Origin of the sequence: Neisseria sp. P0008.S002 (assembly GCF_051962805.1) — a bacterium.
Classification (GTDB): Bacteria; Pseudomonadota; Gammaproteobacteria; order Burkholderiales; family Neisseriaceae; genus Neisseria; species Neisseria perflava.
In genome coordinates, this window is record NZ_JBQCUY010000007.1 from 25,297 (window position 1) to 47,723 (window position 22,427).

The following is a 22,427-nucleotide window of genomic DNA, read 5'->3' on the forward strand; positions in this document are numbered from 1 at the left end:
CAGGCCAATAGCTCAATTGGTAGAGTATCGGTCTCCAAAACCGAGGGTTGGGGGTTCGAGACCCTCTTGGCCTGCCAAATAAAAAATTAACCGGCCTTGTGCCGGTTAATTTTTTTGTACTTAAGTTTTAAGATTATTTGGAATTAATTAATGGATCAATGCCACTATCTAAAATAAAGGCGGGTGGGGTATTGATAAGTGAGTAAAGATGACAGAACATCCGTCTGGACGCAAAGAAGACCATCAGAAAAAGGAAGTTGTGGTAAGTAATAAGCCAGCTCCTGAAAAGAAAGAAGGTCTGTTTGCATATTTTAAGAGCTCTTGGACTGAGTTTAAGAAGGTAGTTTGGCCGAGTCGTGATGAAGCGGTCAAAATGACTGTATTCGTGATTATCTTCGTTGCAGTTTTAGCAGCCTTCATTTATACGGCAGATACAATTATTTCATGGTTGTTTTTTGATGTTTTATTAAATAGGAAAGGGTAAAGATGTCAAAGCGTTGGTATGTGGTACAGGCCTATTCCGGTTTCGAGAAAAATGTTCAAAAAACATTGAAAGAGCGTATTGCTCGTGAAAACATGGAAGAATATTTCGGCCAGATTCTCGTTCCTGTGGAGGAAGTAGTAGATATCAAGAATGGCCGAAAAACCATCAGTGAGCGTAAATTCTATCCAGGCTATGTATTGGTTGAAATGGAAATGACTGATGATTCATGGCACTTGGTTAAGAGTACCCCTCGAGTAAATGGTTTTGTAGGCGGTAGTGGAAATCGCCCGATCCCAATTTCTCAAAAAGATGCAGATGCTATTTTGCAACAAGCTAAAACAGGTGTTGAGAAGCCAAAACCAAAAGTTGAGTTTGAAGTTGGTCAGCAAGTTCGAGTAAACGAAGGCCCATTTGCTGATTTTAACGGTATTGTTGATGAAGTTAACTACGAACGTAATAGACTGCGTGTTTCAGTTCAGATTTTTGGTCGTGAAACACCGGTTGAATTAGAGTTCGGTCAGGTTGAAAAGATTTAAGTGGTTTAATTCGCTTGAAAATTTTTTTTTAAGCGGATATAATCGCAAATTCTGTTTGGGAAGCGGAATGGTTCCGCGTTATACCCGTTTTTAGGAGTTCTTAAGTGGCAAAGAAAATTATCGGCTACATCAAACTGCAAATTCCTGCAGGTAAAGCCAATCCATCTCCCCCAGTTGGTCCTGCTTTGGGTCAACGTGGTTTGAATATCATGGAATTCTGTAAAGCATTTAATGCTGCAACCCAAGGTATGGAACCTGGTTTGCCAATTCCAGTCGTTATTACTGCATTTGCGGATAAATCATTCACTTTTGTGATGAAAACCCCTCCAGCTTCTATCTTGTTGAAAAAAGCTGCTGGTCTGCAAAAAGGTAGTTCTAATCCTCTGACTAATAAAGTGGGTAAATTGACCCGCGCCCAGTTGGAAGAAATTGCTAAAACTAAAGAGCCTGATTTGACTGCTGCTGACTTGGATGCGGCTGTTCGCACTATTGCCGGCTCTGCTCGCTCAATGGGCTTGGACGTGGAGGGTGTTGTATAATGGCTAAAGTATCTAAACGCTTGAAAGCTCTGCGCTCTTCTGTTGAAGCTAACAAACTGTACGCAATCGACGAAGCAATTGCTTTGGTTAAAAAAGCTGCTACTGCTAAATTTGACGAGTCTGTTGACGTATCTTTCAACCTGGGTGTTGATCCTCGTAAATCTGACCAAGTTATTCGTGGTTCAGTCGTTCTGCCTAAAGGTACCGGTAAAACAACTCGCGTAGCTGTGTTTACTCAAGGTGCAAATGCAGATGCTGCTAAAGAAGCTGGCGCAGATATTGTCGGCTTTGAAGATCTGGCTGCTGAAATTAAAGCTGGTAACTTGAACTTTGACGTTGTTATTGCTTCTCCTGATGCAATGCGTATCGTTGGTCAATTGGGTACCATCTTGGGTCCTCGTGGTCTGATGCCAAACCCTAAAGTAGGTACTGTTACTCCTAACGTTGCTGAAGCAGTTAAAAATGCAAAAGCAGGTCAAGTACAATACCGTACAGATAAAGCAGGTATCGTTCATGCAACTATCGGTCGTGCTTCTTTCGCTGAAGCTGACTTGAAAGAAAACTTCAATGCGTTGCTGGATGCTATCGTTAAAGCCAAACCTGCTGCTGCTAAAGGCCAGTACCTGAAAAAAGTTGCTGTATCCAGCACTATGGGTTTGGGTGTTCGCGTTGATACTGCAAGCGTGAACAACTAAGAAATTTTCAGGTGATCCAGTTTTCTGGATTGCCTGAATTTGGGCTACTTAAAATTAAGTAGATGTCCAAGACCGTAGGGATCGTAAGATTTAATCGTAACTGCCCTACGCAGACGGTAGTCCTGAAACACATTGCAAGATTGCTTGTAAGATGTCTTTTTAGGTTACCGCGCTGGTGGGATATCATTTCGGTATCCTGTTTATAAACAGTGGGAGGTAGACCTTGAGTCTCAATATTGAAACCAAGAAAGTGGCCGTAGAGGAAATTAGCGCAGCAATTGCTAACGCTCAAACTCTCGTAGTCGCTGAATATCGCGGTATCAGTGTTTCCAGCATGACTGAGCTTCGTGCAAATGCACGTAAAGAAGGCGTTTACTTGCGCGTTCTGAAAAATACTCTGGCTCGTCGCGCAGTAGAGGGTACTTCATTCGCAGGTTTGGCCGATCAAATGGTTGGTCCATTGGTTTACGCTGCTTCTGAAGATGCTGTTGCTGCTGCTAAAGTGCTGCACCAATTCGCGAAAAAAGATGACAAAATTATCGTTAAAGCTGGTTCTTACAATGGCGAAGTGATGAACCCTGCTCAGGTTGCTGAGTTGGCTTCTATTCCAAGCCGCGAAGAACTGTTGTCCAAACTGTTGTTCGTTATGCAAGCTCCTGTATCAGGCTTTGCACGTGGTTTGGCTGCTTTGGCAGAGAAAAAAGCTGGCGAAGAAGCCGCTTAATCAATTTTGTTTCATTTAATCAATTATTTTTTAATACAATATTTGGAGTAAAATAGCATGGCTATTACTAAAGAAGACATTTTGGAAGCCGTTGGTTCTTTGACCGTAATGGAATTGAACGACCTGGTTAAAGCTTTTGAAGAGAAATTTGGCGTTTCTGCTGCTGCCGTTGCAGTTGCAGGTCCTGCAGGTGCTGGTGCAGCTGCTGCTGAAGAAAAAACTGAATTTGACGTAGTATTGGCTTCTGCCGGTGATCAAAAAGTTGGCGTGATTAAAGTTGTCCGCGCTATCACTGGCCTGGGTCTGAAAGAAGCTAAAGACATCGTTGACGGTGCACCTAAAACTCTGAAAGAAGGTGTTTCTAAAGCTGAAGCTGAAGACATCCAAAAACAACTGGAAGAAGCCGGCGCTAAAGTCGAAATCAAATAATTTGATGCTTCCTATGAAGGCTGGCAGTTTTCTGCCAGCCTTATTTTGCTTCTTAAAATAAGCATCAGGTATTGTTTACATTTATTTGCATAGTCTTTATAAAATCATTGCAAATAAATGTAAATATCAGGTTAATGCATGCCGTTGTTTCAGACGGCCTATTATTTAAAATTGCTTTTCGGAGTGTATATGAGCTATTCGTTTACCGAGAAAAAACGTATCCGTAAGAGTTTTGCAAAGCGAGAGAATGTCTTAGATGTTCCTTTCCTGCTGGCAACCCAAATTGATTCTTATGCGAAATTTTTGCAGCTGGAAAATGCTTTTGACCAACGCACTGATGATGGTCTGCAAGCAGCATTTAATTCTATTTTCCCGATTGTGAGCCATAACGGTTATGCGCGATTGGAATTTGTGCATTACACATTGGGCGAGCCTTTATTCGATATTCCTGAATGTCAATTGCGCGGCATTACTTACGCGGCTCCATTGCGTGCCCGTATCCGTTTGGTGATTTTGGATAAAGAAGCATCTAAGCCGACTGTAAAAGAAGTTCGTGAAAACGAAGTGTATATGGGTGAAATCCCATTGATGACGCCAAGCGGCTCTTTTGTCATCAATGGTACTGAGCGTGTGATTGTTTCCCAGCTGCACCGTTCTCCTGGCGTGTTCTTTGAGCATGACCGTGGTAAAACACATTCTTCCGGTAAGCTGTTGTTCTCTGCTCGTATTATTCCTTACCGTGGTTCATGGTTGGATTTCGAATTTGATCCAAAAGATTTGCTGTATTTCCGTATCGACCGTCGCCGTAAAATGCCGGTTACGATTTTGTTGAAAGCTTTGGGCTACAACAATGAACAAATCTTGGATATTTTCTACGACAAAGAAACTTTCTATTTGTCTTCAAACGGTGTTCAAACTGATCTGGTTGCAGGCCGTCTGAAAGGTGAAACTGCCAAAGTTGATATCTTGGATAAAGAAGGCAATGTACTGGTTGCCAAAGGTAAACGTATTACTGCGAAAAATATCCGTGATATTACCAATGCAGGCTTGACTCGTTTGGATGTAGAGCCAGAAAGTCTGATTGGCAAAGCATTGGCTGCGGATCTGATTGATCCGGAAACCGGCGAAGTATTGGCTTCTGCTAACGATGAAATTACAGAAGAGCTGTTGGCCAAACTTGATATCCATGGTGTAAAAGAAATTACGACCCTTTATATCAACGAATTGGATCAAGGCGGTTACATCTCCAGCACTCTGCGTACAGACGAAACTGCTGATCAGCAAGCTGCACGCGTAGCGATTTACCGCATGATGCGTCCTGGCGAACCGCCTACCGAAGAAGCTGTTGAGCAGCTCTTCAACCGCTTGTTCTTCAGTGAAGACAGCTATGATTTGTCTCGCGTAGGCCGTATGAAATTCAATACGCGCACATACGAGCAAAAACTGTCTGAAGCACAACAAAACTCTTGGTATGGCCGTTTGCTGAACGAAACTTTGGCCGGTGCTGCCGAAAAAGGTGGTTACGTTCTGAGCGTTGAAGACATTGTTGCTTCCATTGCTACATTAGTTGAACTGCGTAACGGTCATGGTGAAGTAGACGATATTGACCACTTGGGTAATCGTCGTGTTCGTTCTGTGGGTGAGTTGACTGAAAACCAATTCCGCAGCGGTTTGGCTCGTGTAGAACGTGCAGTTAAAGAGCGTTTGAACCAAGCAGAATCTGAGAACTTGATGCCGCATGACTTGATCAATGCGAAACCTGTTTCTGCCGCGATTAAAGAATTCTTCGGTTCCAGCCAATTGAGCCAATTTATGGATCAGACCAACCCATTGTCTGAAGTAACCCATAAACGCCGTGTATCTGCATTGGGCCCGGGCGGTTTGACTCGCGAACGTGCAGGCTTTGAGGTGCGAGACGTACATCCGACCCACTATGGCCGTGTATGTCCTATTGAAACACCTGAGGGTCCAAACATTGGTTTGATCAACTCATTATCCGTTTATGCGCGTACCAATGATTATGGTTTCTTGGAAACTCCTTACCGCCGTGTTGTCGATGGCAAAGTAACTGAAGAAATCGACTACTTGTCTGCTATCGAAGAAGGCCGTTATGTGATTGCACAGGCGAATGCCGATTTGGACAAAGACGGTAATTTGATTGGCGACTTGGTCACTTGTCGTGAAAAAGGCGAAACCATTATGGCGACGCCTGACCGCGTTCAATATATGGACGTGGCAACCGGTCAAGTGGTATCCGTTGCAGCATCTCTGATTCCATTCTTGGAACATGATGACGCGAACCGTGCATTGATGGGTGCCAACATGCAACGTCAGGCTGTACCGTGTCTGCGCCCTGAAAAACCGATGGTTGGTACCGGTATTGAGCGCTCTGTTGCCGTTGACTCTGCAACTGCAATCGTTGCCCGCCGCGGCGGTGTGGTTGAGTATGTAGATGCCAACCGTGTTGTAGTTCGTGTTCATGATGATGAAGCGACTGCCGGTGAAGTGGGTGTCGATATTTACAACTTGGTTAAATTCACCCGTTCTAACCAATCTACCAACATCAACCAACGTCCGGCCGTAAAAGCAGGCGATGTGTTGCAACGTGGTGACTTGGTGGCCGACGGTGCATCTACCGACTTGGGCGAGTTGGCTTTGGGTCAAAACATGACCATCGCCTTCATGCCATGGAACGGTTACAACTACGAAGACTCGATTCTGATTTCAGAAAAAGTGGCTGCAGACGATCGTTATACTTCGATTCACATTGAAGAGCTGAACGTTGTCGCACGTGACACTAAACTGGGTGCGGAAGACATTACCCGCGATATTCCGAACTTGTCTGAGCGTATGCAAAACCGTTTGGATGAATCCGGTATCGTATATATTGGTGCAGAAGTAGAAGCTGGTGACGTCTTGGTAGGTAAAGTAACACCTAAAGGCGAAACCCAACTGACTCCTGAAGAAAAACTGCTGCGTGCCATCTTCGGTGAAAAAGCGTCTGACGTAAAAGATACTTCATTGCGTATGCCTACCGGCATGAGCGGTACCGTTATCGATGTTCAAGTCTTTACTCGTGAAGGTATTCAACGCGACAAACGTGCTCAATCCATTATTGATTCTGAGCTGAAACGTTACCGTCAAGACTTGAGCGACCAGTTGCGTATTTTTGATAACGACGCATTTGACCGTATCGAGCGTATGATTGTTGGTCAAAAAGCCAATGGTGGTCCGATGAAGCTGGCTAAAGGCAGTGAAATCACTACCGAATATTTGGCGAGCCTGTCCAGCAAACATGATTGGTTTGACATCCGTTTGGCTGACGAAGATTTGGCCAAACAGTTGGAACTGATTAAATTGAGCCTGCAACAAAAACGCGAAGAAGCGGATGAGTTGTATGAGATCAAGAAGAAAAAACTGACCCAAGGCGACGAGCTGCAACCGGGCGTACAAAAAATGGTGAAAGTATTTATCGCCATCAAACGCCGTCTGCAAGCCGGTGACAAAATGGCGGGTCGCCACGGTAACAAAGGTGTGGTATCACGCATTCTGCCGGTGGAAGACATGCCTTACATGGCTGACGGCCGTCCGGTAGACATTGTACTGAACCCATTGGGCGTACCTTCCCGTATGAACATTGGTCAGATTTTGGAAGTTCACTTGGGTTGGGCGGCAAAAGGTATCGGTGAACGCATCGATCGTATGCTGAAAGAGCAACGCAAAGCCAGCGAGCTGCGTGAATTCTTGAACAAACTCTACAACGGTAGCGGTAAGAAAGAAGATTTAGACAGCCTGACAGATGAAGAAATCATCGAATTGGCTTCTAACCTGCGCAAAGGTGCGTCTTTCGCCTCTCCTGTATTCGACGGTGCGAAAGAGTCTGAAATCCGCGAAATGTTGAACTTGGCTTACCCAAGTGAAGATCCTGAGGTTGAGAAACTGGGCTTCAACGACAGTAAAACTCAAATCACGCTGTATGACGGCCGTTCCGGCGAAGCATTTGACCGCAAGGTTACAGTCGGTGTGATGCACTATCTGAAACTGCACCACTTGGTTGACGAAAAAATGCACGCCCGTTCTACCGGTCCATACAGTTTGGTTACCCAGCAGCCTTTGGGCGGTAAAGCTCAGTTCGGTGGCCAACGTTTCGGCGAGATGGAGGTTTGGGCATTGGAAGCATACGGCGCGGCATACACGCTGCAAGAGATGCTGACTGTGAAGTCTGACGACGTGAACGGCCGTACCAAAATGTACGAAAATATCGTCAAAGGTGAACACAAAATCGATGCCGGTATGCCTGAATCCTTCAACGTATTGGTTAAAGAGATTCGCTCACTGGGCTTGGATATCGATTTGGAACGCTACTAAACAGAAGTTTTCAGACGGCCTTTTAAGGTCGTCTGAAAAAGCGGTTTCAGAATAAGAATGAAGCAATCGGCATTTAGGCCATCTGAAATCAAAAGTACCGTTTCCCAATATCGAAAATCCGCCATGCGGTAAAAATACTTCCTTCAAGGAGCAAAAATGAATTTGTTGAACTTATTTAATCCGTTGCAAACTGCCGGCATGGAAGAAGAGTTTGATGCCATCAAAATCGGTATTGCCTCTCCCGAAACCATCCGCTCATGGTCTTATGGCGAAGTTAAAAAACCTGAAACCATCAACTACCGCACGTTCAAACCTGAGCGTGACGGTTTATTCTGTGCCAAAATCTTTGGCCCGGTCAAAGACTATGAATGTTTGTGCGGTAAATACAAACGCTTGAAATTTAAAGGCGTAACCTGTGAAAAATGTGGCGTAGAAGTGACCCTGTCTAAAGTACGCCGCGAACGCATGGGCCACATTGAATTGGCAGCACCAGTTGCCCATATTTGGTTCTTGAAATCCCTGCCTTCCCGCTTGGGTATGGTACTGGACATGACTTTGCGCGATATCGAACGCGTATTGTACTTTGAAGCATTTGTGGTAACCGATCCCGGCATGACTCCGTTGCAACGTCGTCAATTACTGACTGAAGACGATTACTACAACAAACTGGACGAATACGGCGACGACTTCGATGCCAAAATGGGTGCAGAAGGTATCCGTGAATTGTTGCGCACCTTGGATATTACCGGCGAAATCGAAATCCTGCGTCAAGAGCTGGAATCTACCGGTTCTGACACCAAAATTAAAAAAATTGCCAAACGTTTGAAAGTATTGGAAGCTTTCCACCGTTCCGGTATGAAACTGGAATGGATGATTATGGACGTGCTGCCGGTATTGCCGCCTGATTTGCGTCCGTTGGTTCCATTGGATGGCGGTCGTTTTGCCACTTCCGATTTGAACGATTTGTACCGCCGCGTTATTAACCGTAACAACCGTCTGAAACGTCTGTTGGAACTGCATGCGCCTGACATCATCGTTCGTAACGAAAAACGTATGTTGCAAGAAGCAGTTGACTCTCTGTTGGATAACGGCCGTCGCGGTAAAGCCATGACCGGCGCCAACAAACGTCCGCTGAAATCATTGGCTGACATGATTAAAGGTAAAGGCGGCCGCTTCCGTCAAAACCTGCTGGGTAAACGTGTGGACTACTCTGGTCGTTCCGTGATTACCGTAGGTCCATACCTGCGTCTGCACCAATGTGGTCTGCCGAAAAAAATGGCGTTGGAACTGTTCAAACCATTCATTTTCCACAAATTGGAAAAACAAGGTTTGGCGTCTACCGTTAAAGCTGCGAAAAAATTGGTAGAACAAGAAGTACCTGAAGTATGGGATATCTTGGAAGAAGTGATCCGCGAACATCCGATTATGCTGAACCGTGCGCCAACCCTGCACCGTTTGGGTATTCAAGCGTTCGAACCTATCCTGATCGAAGGTAAAGCGATTCAGTTGCACCCATTGGTGTGTGCCGCATTTAACGCCGACTTTGACGGTGACCAAATGGCTGTACACGTTCCATTGAGCTTGGAAGCACAAATGGAAGCACGCACGCTGATGCTGGCTTCAAACAACGTATTGTCTCCAGCCAACGGCGAACCAATCATCGTACCTTCTCAAGATATCGTATTGGGTCTGTACTACATGACCCGCGACCGTATCAATGCCAAAGGCGAAGGCAGCCTGTTTGCCGATGTGAAAGAAGTGCATCGTGCATACCATACCAAACAGGTTGAACTGGGTACGAAAATTACCGTACGTCTGCGCGAATGGGTAAAAAACGAAGCAGGTGAGTTTGAGCCTGTCGTTAACCGTTACGAAACGACTGTCGGCCGTGCATTGTTGAGCGAAATCTTGCCTAAAGGCCTGCCGTTCGAGTACATCAACAAAGCGCTGAAGAAAAAAGAAATTTCTAAACTGATTAACGCATCATTCCGTCTGTGCGGTTTGCGTGACACAGTTATTTTTGCCGACCACTTGATGTATACCGGTTTCGGTTTTGCGGCTAAAGGCGGTATTTCCATTGCGGTTGACGATATGGAAATTCCGAAAGAAAAAGCAGCCTTGCTGGCTGAGGCTAATGCCGAAGTTAAAGAAATCGAAGACCAATACCGTCAAGGTTTGGTGACCAACGGCGAACGTTACAACAAAGTGGTCGATATTTGGGGTCGTGCCGGCGATAAGATCGCTAAAGCGATGATGGACAATCTGTCCAAACAAAAAGTTATCGACCGTGACGGCAACGAAGTTGATCAAGAGTCCTTCAACTCTATTTACATGATGGCCGACTCTGGTGCCCGTGGTTCTGCAGCTCAGATTAAACAGTTGTCCGGTATGCGTGGTTTGATGGCCAAACCTGACGGCTCTATTATCGAAACGCCAATTACCTCTAACTTCCGCGAAGGTTTGACTGTATTGCAATACTTTATTGCGACCCACGGTGCGCGTAAAGGTTTGGCGGATACCGCGTTGAAAACGGCAAACTCTGGTTACCTGACCCGTCGTCTGGTAGACGTAACTCAAGACTTGGTCGTTGTTGAAGACGATTGCGGTACTTCAGACGGCTTTGTCATGAAAGCAGTAGTACAAGGCGGTGACGTAATTGAAGCGTTGCGCGATCGTATTTTAGGCCGTGTTACAGCATCAGATGTTGTTGATCCTTCAACTGGCGAGACTTTGGTTGAGGCAGGTACACTGCTGACTGAGAAATTAGTTGATATCATTGACCAATCTGGTGTTGACGAGGTTAAAGTCCGTACGCCAATTACTTGTAAAACCCGTCATGGCTTGTGTGCACACTGTTATGGCCGCGACTTGGCGCGCGGTAAACTGGTTAACGCTGGTGAAGCTGTAGGTGTAATTGCTGCACAATCTATTGGTGAGCCAGGTACTCAGCTGACCATGCGTACGTTCCACATCGGTGGTGCGGCATCTCGTGCGGCTGCTGCCAGTCAAGTGGAAGCCAAATCCAATGGTACAGCTCGTTTCAGCAGCCAAATGCGTTACGTTGCCAACAACAAAGGCGAATTGGTTGTCATTGGCCGCTCTTGTGAAGTAGTGATTCACGACGATATCGGTCGCGAACGTGAACGTCACAAAGTACCTTACGGTGCAATCCTGCTGGTACAAGACGGCGAAGCCATTAAAGCCGGTCAAACTTTGGCAACTTGGGATCCGCATACCCGTCCGATGATCACCGAACACGCAGGTATGGTGAAATTCGAAAACGTGGAAGAGGGTGTTACCGTTGCGAAACAAACTGACGATGTAACCGGTTTGTCTACTTTGGTAGTGATTGACGGCAAACGTCGTTCTTCTAGTGCTTCTAAACTGTTGCGTCCGACTGTCAAACTGTTGGATGAGAATGGTCTGGAAATTTGCATTCCTGGTACGACTACCCCAGTTTCTATGGCATTCCCGGTCGGTGCGGTGATTACCATCCGTGAAGGTCAGGAAGTCGGTAAGGGTGATGTGTTGGCGCGTATTCCACAAGCGTCTTCTAAAACCCGCGATATTACCGGTGGTTTGCCGCGCGTTGCTGAGTTGTTTGAAGCACGCGTGCCGAAAGATGCAGGTATGTTGGCTGAAATTACCGGTACCGTTTCCTTCGGTAAAGAAACCAAAGGTAAACAGCGTCTGATTATTACCGACGTAGACGGTGTAGCATACGAAACGCTGATTTCTAAAGAGAAACAGATTTTGGTACACGATGGTCAAGTGGTAAACCGTGGTGAAACCATCGTAGACGGTGCCGTAGATCCACACGACATTCTGCGTCTGCAAGGTATCGAAGCATTGGCCCGCTACATTGTTCAAGAGGTACAAGAGGTTTACCGCTTGCAAGGTGTGAAGATTTCCGATAAACACATCGAAGTCATCATCCGTCAAATGTTGCGTCGAGTGAACATTGTGGATGCTGGTGATACAGAGTTTATTACCGGCGAACAAGTTGAGCGTAGCGATGTGATGCTTGCCAATGAAAAAGCGTTGGAAGAAGGTAAAGAGCCTGCACGTTACGAAAACGTATTGTTGGGTATTACCAAAGCCTCTCTGTCCACCGACAGCTTCATTTCTGCTGCATCGTTCCAAGAGACAACCCGCGTTCTGACCGAGGCTGCGATTATGGGCAAACAAGACGAGTTGCGTGGTCTGAAAGAGAACGTCATCGTCGGTCGCTTGATTCCTGCCGGTACTGGTTTGACCTACCACCGCAGCCGCCATCAACAATGGCAAGAAACCGCGCCTGCTGCCGAAGCAGAAAGCGAAAACGCTGCCGAGTAAGGTCGGATAGTGCAGTAAAGCAAAACCGCAAGTCGAAAGACTTGCGGTTTTTTTGTTTTCAGACGGCCTTTTTGGGGGAAAGGCCGTCTGAAAGAAATGGGTGGTTGTTTTGTATGAAAACCTGATTTCTTCAGGTGGCTGAGCCGGTCGTTGCCGTTTGGGGAAGTTTCAGTTACAAGAAGGTCGAATTCTCCGAATCCGACACTTGATTAGAGAGCAAGAAAACGGTTAAGTACGATATGTTGCTTTTTGGGATAACATACCTACCAAACATCAATGATATTTTCATTGCAAAATTTCCCTATTTATTCTTAATACATATGATATGATTTTATTTCATTTGAATTGAATCATGCGATAAGCCGAGCTTTTCAACAAACTTTATACAATATTTTTAAATTTCATATAGTAAATGCTAAAATGTTGGGTTAGATTAAATTTCTATCGTCTATTTTCAGACGACCTGATTATTCATAACCAATAGCTCGAAAGTTATGCCGTCTGAAATAGATGTTGCATAACTGTCGGGCTATTTTGTCTTACAAACGCCGATAAATAAACGGGGAATAAAAATGAGTTTCCATGCTTACCGAACTAAACCTTTTGAACATACCCATGAAAACAGAGCTTTCAATGATTTATATGTATTGTTGGAACAGAGATATGCTAAAGAAACTGAACCGGTTTATCTTTTAGGAAATGTTTACGCTAATAATACGGAAATCGATGCAGTTGTTCTCAAGTGTAATGCTGTAATTGTGATTGATTTTAAAAATTATGGTGGAGAGATACACTTTTCTGAAAACGGTGTTTGGAAAGCTGACGATGTGCCGGTTAAAGGGGGAGCACAGGTGAATCCTTATCTTCAGCTACGAGCTAACAGGCTGGAGATGTTGGAGTATTTGAAAGATATTACGTTTTCCATGAATCCTAAGAATCATGTGGTTTGTCTTTGTTTGTTTCAGCAGAACATTCAATTTGATATTCAAACCTTACCGCCAAAAATTAAACCATGGTTTCATGTGCAGGATTATCGTAATGCAATCCGTAATATTGATGAGATTACTAATAAAAATACTCGCTTTACCGAGCAAGACTTAAATCTGATTATAAAAAAATTAGAGATTCCTGCTTACCGTTTAGAAGGACGGGCAGCGGAAGTGCGGTTTGCTGATGGAGATAGCGAAGCCGTGTCAGAAGCTGCGGTTGTATTGAATAACACCCAGAGTCAGGCACTTAAAAATATACGGATGTGGTTGGATGACGAAGCTTCAAAAGTCTTTTTCTTAAAGGGGGCGGATAATACCGGCACAATCAAAATTTTACAAACTTTGCAGCAGAAAAACACGGATACGCGGTGTCTGGCTCGTAATATGCGTACAAAAGAGCGTTATGAAAATAATGGCATTAATAATGTTGATAGTATTTATCAGTTTTTGTATGGCAATCGAAAAATCGATACAGAAAATTTGAAGGAAACCTATCAGGTTAAATATAAAGAAATTTACGATTTTCTTCATCAAACCAATATAGATGGCACACCCAAAAAGCAACCGCTTATTGTGATATTAGACGGACATCTGTTTGCCGATGAACATTATGAAAGTGATTTTACCGTTTATGGTTCGGGTTGGTTAGTGCGAGATTTGCTACGGGCTTTGTCTGTCCGCAAAGTTAACCCATCAGAGGAAGAGATAAATGTTCTGGAAAATAAACGAAATGAGGAAGAAACAGTTGATTTTTCAGACTTTCCAAAGATGCTGATTATTGGCGACCCATATCAGTTGTTGCGTGGCGGTAAGAGAAATAATCTTGTATATGGTTCGATTTTTGCTGAAAATAAAATCAGTAGTGAGGCATTTGAATTAAATGCGCAAGATAGAGAAGCGGGAAGCTATGCTGAAATGCTGGATTTTCAGAAACCGTTGATTGAACAAATTAAAACGGAGCGGTTTCTACGTTTACCACGTCCGCAGCAAGGAGTTATCCGCCAAATACAAAAAGGCGAAAAAACAGATGAAATTATTGATAGATTACTGCATTTTCCAAGAGAAGCAGCGATTTTGTGTGGGAAAAACGAGCAGGCTGCCAAAACAAATCTTGCAATCCGAAAAAAATATCTGCAGGCTGAATCAGCTATGGCTTTGGTGTGTGGCGATATTGTGGAATTGCTGAATAAATCAGTCGGTGAAAAAAGGAATGCTATTGAGGGGAAATACGTTGATTTATATCCCCATCGGTTTTATAAGGTTATGGATGCAGGCCGCTATTTTGAGCAATCCATATCGTTAAAAGGGCGCGATTATCCGACAGTTGTACGGTTTGGCGTTGCGGATATTTGTGATAAGAACGAACAGAAATATAAAATTTTGTATCTGCCTGAGGCATTGAGTGGCGCAGAGCTTACAGCAGACCAAAAAATTGCCTTGCGTATTTTTGCAGAGCAGGATGTGAAGCAACATAATCCAGAGATTTGTCATTTAGAGCAGGAAGCAGACCGTCTGAAAGCTGAGCGAGACAGTTTGGAAAAAGATTCTAAAGAGTATAAAGAGAAGGATAACGAATACCAAGATGTTAATAAAAACTATCGCGAGCAGTTAGTAAAAGCCGTATTGGAAAACCGCTATATGAATGCTGCCCGATTGAAGTTTGCATATGCAATGACAGTACACCGTGCCATGCAAGGGGAGCCGTTGCATACAGTTATTTTGGATGCTTCGGCTGCACATGATACGGAGACACCGGCAACAGACAGTTATTTCCGTTTTATTTACAGTACCACAACGGTTGCTGCAGAGTCATTACTGCTGCTGAATTATCATGAACTGAATGAGTGGTCGAAAACGGAGTGGAACATCAAATCAGCCGTTGTTGCACCATTTACAGCTCAGAAGAGATTTCATTTTCTGCAAAGCCGACAACCGACTGACTTTGAAAGAAACATGCCGTTTCCGACCGGTTTTCATCCACATACACCGCAGCAATGGGCTTTACTATTGGCGGTTAACGACATATTGGCAGATAGCGGTTGGCATATTGACAATATTACGCAGCACCAATATAAAGAACGTTATGTTTTCAGTCATTCAGACGGCATTATTGAGTTGGATTTTAATTACAATGGGAAGTTTGAAGTCAATGTTGAGGCTAGCAAGGTTGTGCGTGGAAATGATGAATTGGTATTACAACTTTTAGATTTGTTGAGAGCATCACAGCCAGAGTTTCAAAATAATATTCAAGAAGCGTATTCAGTATTTAAGGATAGAGCAGTTGAAAAAGGCTGGCAGATTTATAGTATCTATGAGAGCAACTTCAAACTTCATGTTGTATTGCAGACCATGAATGAGAAAGTTGGTTTGGAATTGAATATACCGAATGATTCAAAAAAGGGCTTAATCAGTAGTGTGCAGGTTAAGAAAGCAGACAGCCAGAAGATATTGGATAAATTTATAGGGGATTTTTGTGATGGAACAGAATAGTGCGAGAAAAGTTAATGAATTGAGAAAAGGGGGCAAAATAGATGAAGCTTGGAACTTGGCTCAACAGGCGATGCAGAATGAAATGCGGGATTTCTGGCTGGAAAGTGCATTCTTTTGGGCAGGTTATGCGATGTGTAAGCGCATACAGGATAATATTAAGCAGCGGACAGAGAGAAATCCCAAGTGTGAATATCAGCCTTTTCCGCAGGAATCAGCACAGTTTAATTTGGTGTGCCGCTGGTTAAGATGGGCGGATATCCCAGTATGGAATGATGATAATCAGTATGTTTGGCTGCTACGAATTAGTCAGCGTAATTTAAATCATTTTCCTGATTTATTGGTGTTGCTGGTATGTTATTCAGACGGCTTGTTTGAAGAGAAAGATATGCAACCGTATCGGACTGAAAAGGGGGAATCGCCTAGTTTATTATTGAAATTTGGGCGAATGTTGGCAGATGTGTGGCAAAGTAACCCAGATTTCAGAGAGAAAATAAAGGCAGAGGAATTGTTTGCTCTGCTGGCCTATGTCCGCAAATACGCCCAAGATACACAGCATAAAATGTGGTTGGATAAAGATGAGGCCGAATGTTTGCTCGTGGCAGGGCAAACTCTGAAAGCTCAAACCCTAGCGCGTTCGGTGGTTAAGAAAAAACGGCAGGATGCATGGGCATGGGATTTGTTTGCTCATATGTATGCGGCAGAAAATCCGCAAATGGCAATGGAATGTTGGGCTAAATCAATTTTGTGTGCTCATGAAAAATCATTTGCTTTTCCCGCACTTAAATCTGCAGCCTCAATTTTAGCTAAACAAGGATTAGCCGATAAGGCTTCTATGTGTGTTAAAGAAGTGGTTGAGCATTGCCAGCAACAAGGTTGGAATATCAAAAAAGAGGTAACAGAATTATGCTCGCAATCTTGGTATGACGGCAATGTGGATACTGCAGGCTTGAAGCCTTTTTTAAAAACGCTGGCAGCTAATGCGGAAAGTTATCTGATTGGCGAAACGGAAACTGTGTCAGCAATTGTGGTTGGGAAGAATGCGGAGGGAACAAAAATATTTGCCTATGTCCGTAAGGACGAGACTATTGCAGTCCCAGCGAAGATGTTTCAGGGGCAAAGTATCCCGGAGTTGGGTGAGTATTTGGAACTGAAGATCAGTAAAGAAGATCGTTTTTTAGTTTCAGCTAAAATCGGGCAGGAAGTGCATATTGATGGGCTTACTGCCAGGAGTGGGCAGCTAAGAGTTCAGAAAGGTAGCACATATGGTTTTGTCGAAGATATTTTCATTCCGCCACATTTAGTGATTCAAGAGTGGATTGATGACTTTGTTACCGTATTAGCATTTCAAAAGTACGATGAGAAAAAGGCTAAATATGCTTGGCAGGCAATCAAATGTGAGTTAGAGAATTACTCGAAATATAAAGAGCGTTATTTATTGGAAGGAGTTACCAAGAATTTTGGATTGGTATCAAAAGTAGAGCAATCCGGTAAATCCTTTCGGGTGTATCTGAATAAAGATACAAAAATTACTGTTCCGATGCCGCTATTTGAAGGCCAGAAGTTACCAGAGATAGGTGATTACATGGAATTAACCATGAGCTTATCAAGTAAAGTAGTGCTTTCTACCCGAGAGAGTGAACCCAAAGTTATATCTGATGTAAAAATTGAGAGCGATATTCTGCGTGTTCAACAGTCAAAAGATTTTGGTTTTGTAGGAGATATTTATGTATCTGAAAAACTGATACCGAAAGAACATGCAGGAAAATATGTAACAGTATTGTGCATAAAGAAACTCAATAAACAGAAAAACACCTATGGCTGGCAGGCAATTAAATATCTGAAAAATGCGTTTGAGCAAAAAGAGCATTATCTGTCAGAGCAAATGACAGAAATGGCAGGGGTTATCGAGAGTGTCGATAATGTTCACAGATGTTTCTATGTGTATGTAAATAAAGATAGAAAAATTTGTGTTCCTTTTGAGATTTATAATGGAAAAGCGAAGCCGAAGCCTGGTAGCTATGTCATGCTGACTTTAACATCAGATGGTGGTAGTGTATTGGAGGCGATACCAACAGATGAAATTAGTATACAAGGTGTTGGAATAACAAGTGGCTCGCTGCAAAAAAATCCTACAAAGGGTTTCGGATTTGTTGACAATGTGTATGTACCGAAAGAATTAATCGGAAGTATTGAAGACTATACTGAAGTGGAAGTATTGTACATTAATGAGTTTAATCGTAAGGAAAACAGATATACTTTACGGGCGTTGACTTGTTGGGAATACGATTAAGTCTATACATTCAACAGGCCGTCTGAAAAATATATTTTCAGACGGCCTTTGTTGTTAAATCGTTATCACAAAATGAAAAAACATCATGATTTATCAGCAATATGCTTGACTTGTATCTTGCAAAAAAACTATAATTCCACTCTTGCCGACATGGTGTCGGCAAGTATTTAACTCAACAGGACGAGAAAATATGCCAACTATCAACCAATTGGTACGCAAAGGCCGTCAAAAGCCCGTGTACGTAAACAAAGTGCCTGCACTGGAAGCTTGCCCGCAAAAACGTGGCGTGTGCACCCGTGTATACACAACTACCCCTAAAAAACCTAACTCTGCATTGCGTAAGGTATGTAAAGTTCGCCTGACCAACGGTTTTGAAGTAATTTCATACATCGGCGGTGAAGGCCACAACCTGCAAGAGCACAGCGTCGTATTGATTCGCGGCGGTCGTGTAAAAGACTTGCCAGGTGTACGTTACCACACTGTACGCGGTTCTTTGGATACTGCAGGTGTTAAAGACCGTAAACAAGCCCGTTCTAAATACGGTGCTAAGCGTCCTAAATAATTATCGGGACTCAAATAGGCACGTCGGCCGCCTAAGCTGAACAACGGCCGAGTAAGTGAATACTTAATTGGGTATTCATGGGAATAGACCCAACTGAATAGATTAAAGGAAATTAAAATGCCAAGACGTAGAGAAGTCCCTAAGCGCGACGTACTGCCAGATCCAAAATTCGGCAGCGTTGAGCTGACTAAATTCATGAACGTATTGATGATTGACGGTAAAAAATCTGTTGCAGAGCGTATCGTTTACGGTGCTCTGGAGCAAATTGAGAAAAAAACCGGCAAAGTAGCAATCGAAGTATTTAACGAAGCCATTGCAAACGCCAAACCTATCGTGGAAGTGAAAAGCCGCCGTGTAGGTGGTGCAAACTACCAAGTTCCTGTTGAAGTTCGTCCTTCACGTCGTCTGGCCTTGGCAATGCGCTGGGTTCGCGATGCGGCCCGTAAACGTGGTGAGAAATCTATGGACCTGCGTTTGGCGGGTGAATTGATTGATGCGGCTGAAGGTCGTGGCGGTGCGTTGAAAAAACGTGAAGAAGTACACCGCATGGCTGAAGCAAACAAAGCATTCTCTCACTTCCGTTTCTAATATCGAAAGGCTAACAAAATGGCTCGTAAGACCCCTATCAGCCTGTATCGCAATATCGGTATTTCTGCCCATATTGACGCGGGTAAAACAACCACAACAGAACGTATTTTGTTCTATACAGGTTTGACTCATAAATTGGGCGAAGTGCATGACGGCGCGGCTACTACCGACTACATGGAACAAGAGCAAGAGCGTGGTATTACCATTACTTCTGCTGCTGTGACTTCTTATTGGTCTGGTATGGCGAAACAGTTCCCTGAGCACCGTTTCAACATCATCGACACTCCGGGACACGTTGACTTTACTGTAGAGGTAGAGCGTTCTATGCGTGTATTGGACGGCGCGGTAATGGTTTACTGTGCAGTAGGCGGTGTTCAACCTCAATCTGAAACCGTATGGCGTCAAGCTAACAAATACCAAGTACCTCGCTTGGCATTTGTAAACAAAATGGACCGTCAAGGTGCCAACTTCTTCCGCGTTGTTGAGCAAATGAAAACCCGTTTGCGCGCAAACCCAGTACCTATCGTGATTCCGGTTGGTGCGGAAGACAGCTTCAGCGGTGTCGTTGACCTGTTGAAAATGAAATCCATTATTTGGAATGAAGCCGATAAAGGTACAACCTTTACCTATGGCGACATTCCTGCTGAATTGGTTGAGACTGCCGAAGAATGGCGTCAAAACATGATTGAAGCTGCAGCAGAAGCCAGCGAAGAATTGATGGACAAATACTTGGGCGGTGATGAGCTGACTGAAGAAGAAATCGTAGGCGCATTGCGTCAACGTACTTTGGCCGGTGAAATTCAACCAATGTTGTGCGGTTCAGCATTTAAAAACAAAGGTGTTCAACGTATGTTGGATGCAGTTGTAGAATTGCTGCCTGCTCCTACCGACATTCCTCCAGTTCAAGGTGTTAACCCTAACACTGAAGAAGCCGACAGCCGTCAAGCCAGCGATGAAGAGAAATTCTCTGCATTGGCGTTCAAAATGTTGAATGATAAATACGTTGGTCAGCTGACTTTCATCCGCGTTTACTCTGGTGTGGTGAAATCCGGTGATACCGTATTGAACTCTGTAAAAGGTACTCGCGAACGTATCGGTCGCTTGGTGCAAATGACTGCTGCAGACCGTACTGAAATTGAAGAAGTACGCGCTGGTGATATTGCAGCTGCGATCGGTCTTAAAGACGTTACTACTGGTGAGACCTTGTGTGCAGAAAGCGCACCTATCATCTTGGAACGCATGGAATTCCCTGAGCCGGTAATCCATATTGCCGTTGAGCCGAAAACCAAAGCCGACCAAGAGAAAATGGGTATCGCCCTGAACCGTCTGGCGAAAGAAGACCCTTCTTTCCGCGTTCGTACAGACGAAGAGTCCGGTCAAACCATTATTTCTGGTATGGGTGAGCTGCACTTGGAAATTATTGTTGACCGTATGAAACGCGAATTCGGCGTGGAAGCAAACATCGGTGCGCCTCAAGTGGCTTACCGTGAAACCATCCGCAAAGAAGTTGAAGCTGAATACAAACATGCCAAACAATCTGGTGGTAAAGGTCAATACGGTCACGTTGTGATCAAAATGGAACCTATGGAACCAGGTGGTGCGGGCTACGAATTTATCGATGAAATTAAAGGTGGTGTGATTCCTCGCGAATTTATTCCGTCTGTCGATAAAGGTATTCGCGATACTTTGCCTAACGGTATCGTTGCCGGTTACCCAGTAGTTGACGTACGTGTGCGTCTGATCTTCGGTTCTTCACACGATGTTGACTCCTCTCAACTGGCCTTCGAATTGGCTGCGTCTCAAGCCTTCAAAGAAGGTATGCGTAAAGCCAATCCAGCTCTGTTGGAACCAATCATGGCAGTTGAGGTGGAAACACCTGAAGAATACATGGGTGACGTAATGGGCGACTTGAACCGTCGTCGTGGTGTTGTATTGGGTATGGATGATGACGGCATCGGCGGTAAAAAAGTCCGTGCCGAAGTGCCTCTGGCAGAAATGTTCGGTTATTCTACCGACCTGCGTTCTGCAACCCAAGGCCGCGCTACTTACTCTATGGAGTTCAAGAAATATTCTGAAGCTCCTGCCCACATAGCTGCTGCTGTAACTGAAGCCCGTAAAGGCTAATCAGGCAAATAGGTCGTCTGAAAGGCTGAAATGATTTTTCAGACGGCCTCTGTTCTTTAATCGATCTTTAATGTAAAGGAATTAGCTCATGGCTAAGGAAAAATTTGAACGTAGCAAACCGCACGTAAACGTTGGCACCATCGGTCACGTTGACCATGGTAAAACCACTCTGACTGCTGCTTTGACTACTATTTTGGCTAAAAAATTTGGTGGTGCTGCAAAAGCTTACGACCAAATCGACAACGCTCCTGAAGAAAAAGCCCGCGGTATTACCATTAATACCTCACACGTAGAATACGAAACTGAAACCCGTCACTACGCACACGTAGACTGCCCAGGCCACGCCGACTACGTTAAAAACATGATTACCGGTGCTGCCCAAATGGACGGCGCGATCTTGGTATGTTCCGCAGCTGACGGTCCTATGCCACAAACTCGCGAACACATCCTGTTGGCCCGCCAAGTAGGTGTACCTTACATCATCGTATTCATGAACAAATGCGACATGGTTGACGATGCCGAGTTGTTGGAACTGGTTGAAATGGAAATCCGTGACTTGTTGTCAAGCTACGACTTCCCAGGTGATGACTGCCCAATCGTACAAGGTTCTGCACTGAAAGCCTTGGAAGGTGACGCTGGTTACGAAGAAAAAATCTTCGAATTGGCTGCTGCTCTGGACAGCTACATCCCAACACCTGAGCGTGCTGTGGACAAACCTTTCTTGTTGCCTATCGAAGACGTATTCTCTATCTCCGGTCGTGGTACAGTAGTAACCGGTCGTGTAGAGCGCGGTATCATCCACGTTGGTGACGAGATCGAAATCGTAGGTCTGAAAGAAACTCAAAAAACCACTTGTACCGGTGTTGAAATGTTCCGCAAACTGCTGGACGAAGGTCAAGCAGGTGACAACGTAGGCGTATTGCTGCGTGGTACTAAACGTGAAGATGTAGAGCGTGGTCAAGTATTGGCTAAACCAGGTACTATCACTCCTCACACCAAATTCAAAGCAGAAGTATACGTACTGAGCAAAGAAGAGGGTGGTCGTCACACTCCATTCTTCGCTAACTACCGTCCACAATTCTACTTCCGTACTACTGACGTAACTGGTGCAGTTACTTTGGAAGAAGGTGTAGAAATGGTAATGCCAGGTGAGAACGTAACCATTACTGTAGAACTGATTGCGCCTATCGCTATGGAAGAAGGTCTGCGCTTTGCGATTCGCGAAGGTGGTCGTACCGTAGGTGCGGGTGTGGTTTCTTCTGTAATTGCTTAAT

At 44.4% G+C, this 22,427-nt stretch carries 14 protein-coding genes and 1 tRNA gene; all 15 read left to right on the forward strand.

All coding sequences use genetic code 11. The features are described 5' to 3' along the window. The first annotated feature begins 1 nt into the window (after position 1). The 15 genes from ACTHSA_RS08550 (at position 2) to tuf (ending at position 22,426) form a co-directional block, all read left to right on the forward strand. Positions 2-77 (forward strand) — tRNA-Trp (locus ACTHSA_RS08550). Positions 78-208: 131 nt separating this feature from the next. Beyond that, positions 209-484: a preprotein translocase subunit SecE gene (secE, locus tag ACTHSA_RS08555; RefSeq protein ID WP_004521090.1), complete on the forward strand. Its 276-nt coding sequence runs from the start codon at positions 209-211 to the stop codon at positions 482-484. Positions 485-486: 2 nt separating this feature from the next. Beyond that, entirely contained in the window at positions 487-1,020 is a 534-nt protein-coding gene (nusG, locus tag ACTHSA_RS08560) for a transcription termination/antitermination protein NusG (protein ID WP_003680697.1), read from the forward strand. A 104-nt stretch (positions 1,021-1,124) separates the two neighbouring features. Beyond that, a complete protein-coding gene (gene rplK / locus ACTHSA_RS08565; RefSeq protein WP_002220151.1) occupies positions 1,125-1,559 on the forward strand; it encodes a 50S ribosomal protein L11 in 435 nt (144 codons plus the stop codon). Next, positions 1,559-2,254, forward strand: coding sequence for a 50S ribosomal protein L1 (gene rplA / locus ACTHSA_RS08570; protein WP_003677918.1), 696 nt, complete (start codon positions 1,559-1,561; stop codon positions 2,252-2,254). Before rplK ends, rplA begins: the two co-directional genes overlap by 1 nt. A gap of 223 nt (positions 2,255-2,477) precedes the next feature. Continuing rightward, entirely contained in the window at positions 2,478-2,978 is a 501-nt protein-coding gene (gene rplJ / locus ACTHSA_RS08575) for a 50S ribosomal protein L10 (RefSeq protein WP_003680699.1), read from the forward strand. A gap of 57 nt (positions 2,979-3,035) precedes the next feature. Further along, positions 3,036-3,407, forward strand: coding sequence for a 50S ribosomal protein L7/L12 (rplL, locus tag ACTHSA_RS08580; RefSeq protein ID WP_003677916.1), 372 nt, complete (start codon positions 3,036-3,038; stop codon positions 3,405-3,407). Between the two features lie 189 nt (positions 3,408-3,596). Then, complete coding sequence (gene rpoB / locus ACTHSA_RS08585) at positions 3,597-7,775, forward strand: DNA-directed RNA polymerase subunit beta (RefSeq protein ID WP_070624754.1); 4,179 nt, start codon at positions 3,597-3,599, stop codon at positions 7,773-7,775. A gap of 156 nt (positions 7,776-7,931) precedes the next feature. Next, the gene (gene rpoC / locus ACTHSA_RS08590) at positions 7,932-12,110 is read left to right on the forward strand and encodes a DNA-directed RNA polymerase subunit beta' (RefSeq protein ID WP_070624752.1); all 4,179 of its coding nucleotides are present in this window, start codon (positions 7,932-7,934) and stop codon (positions 12,108-12,110) included. Positions 12,111-12,682: 572 nt separating this feature from the next. Further along, on the forward strand, positions 12,683-15,589 hold the full coding sequence (locus ACTHSA_RS08595) for a nuclease-related domain-containing protein (RefSeq protein WP_070624750.1): 2,907 nt from the start codon (positions 12,683-12,685) through the stop codon (positions 15,587-15,589). Further along, complete coding sequence (locus tag ACTHSA_RS08600; protein ID WP_070624748.1) at positions 15,576-17,879, forward strand: DUF7017 domain-containing protein; 2,304 nt, start codon at positions 15,576-15,578, stop codon at positions 17,877-17,879. The genes ACTHSA_RS08595 and ACTHSA_RS08600 overlap by 14 nt, the downstream gene beginning before the upstream one ends. Positions 17,880-18,069: 190 nt before the next feature. Beyond that, complete coding sequence (gene rpsL / locus ACTHSA_RS08605) at positions 18,070-18,441, forward strand: 30S ribosomal protein S12 (protein ID WP_002218431.1); 372 nt, start codon at positions 18,070-18,072, stop codon at positions 18,439-18,441. Positions 18,442-18,558: 117 nt separating this feature from the next. Then, on the forward strand, positions 18,559-19,029 hold the full coding sequence (gene rpsG / locus ACTHSA_RS08610) for a 30S ribosomal protein S7 (RefSeq protein WP_002240962.1): 471 nt from the start codon (positions 18,559-18,561) through the stop codon (positions 19,027-19,029). A gap of 18 nt (positions 19,030-19,047) precedes the next feature. Next, the gene (fusA, locus tag ACTHSA_RS08615; protein WP_003749269.1) at positions 19,048-21,153 is read left to right on the forward strand and encodes an elongation factor G; all 2,106 of its coding nucleotides are present in this window, start codon (positions 19,048-19,050) and stop codon (positions 21,151-21,153) included. Positions 21,154-21,241: 88 nt separating this feature from the next. Continuing rightward, the gene (gene tuf, locus ACTHSA_RS08620) at positions 21,242-22,426 is read left to right on the forward strand and encodes an elongation factor Tu (RefSeq protein WP_004520187.1); all 1,185 of its coding nucleotides are present in this window, start codon (positions 21,242-21,244) and stop codon (positions 22,424-22,426) included. Position 22,427 lies beyond the last annotated feature (1 nt).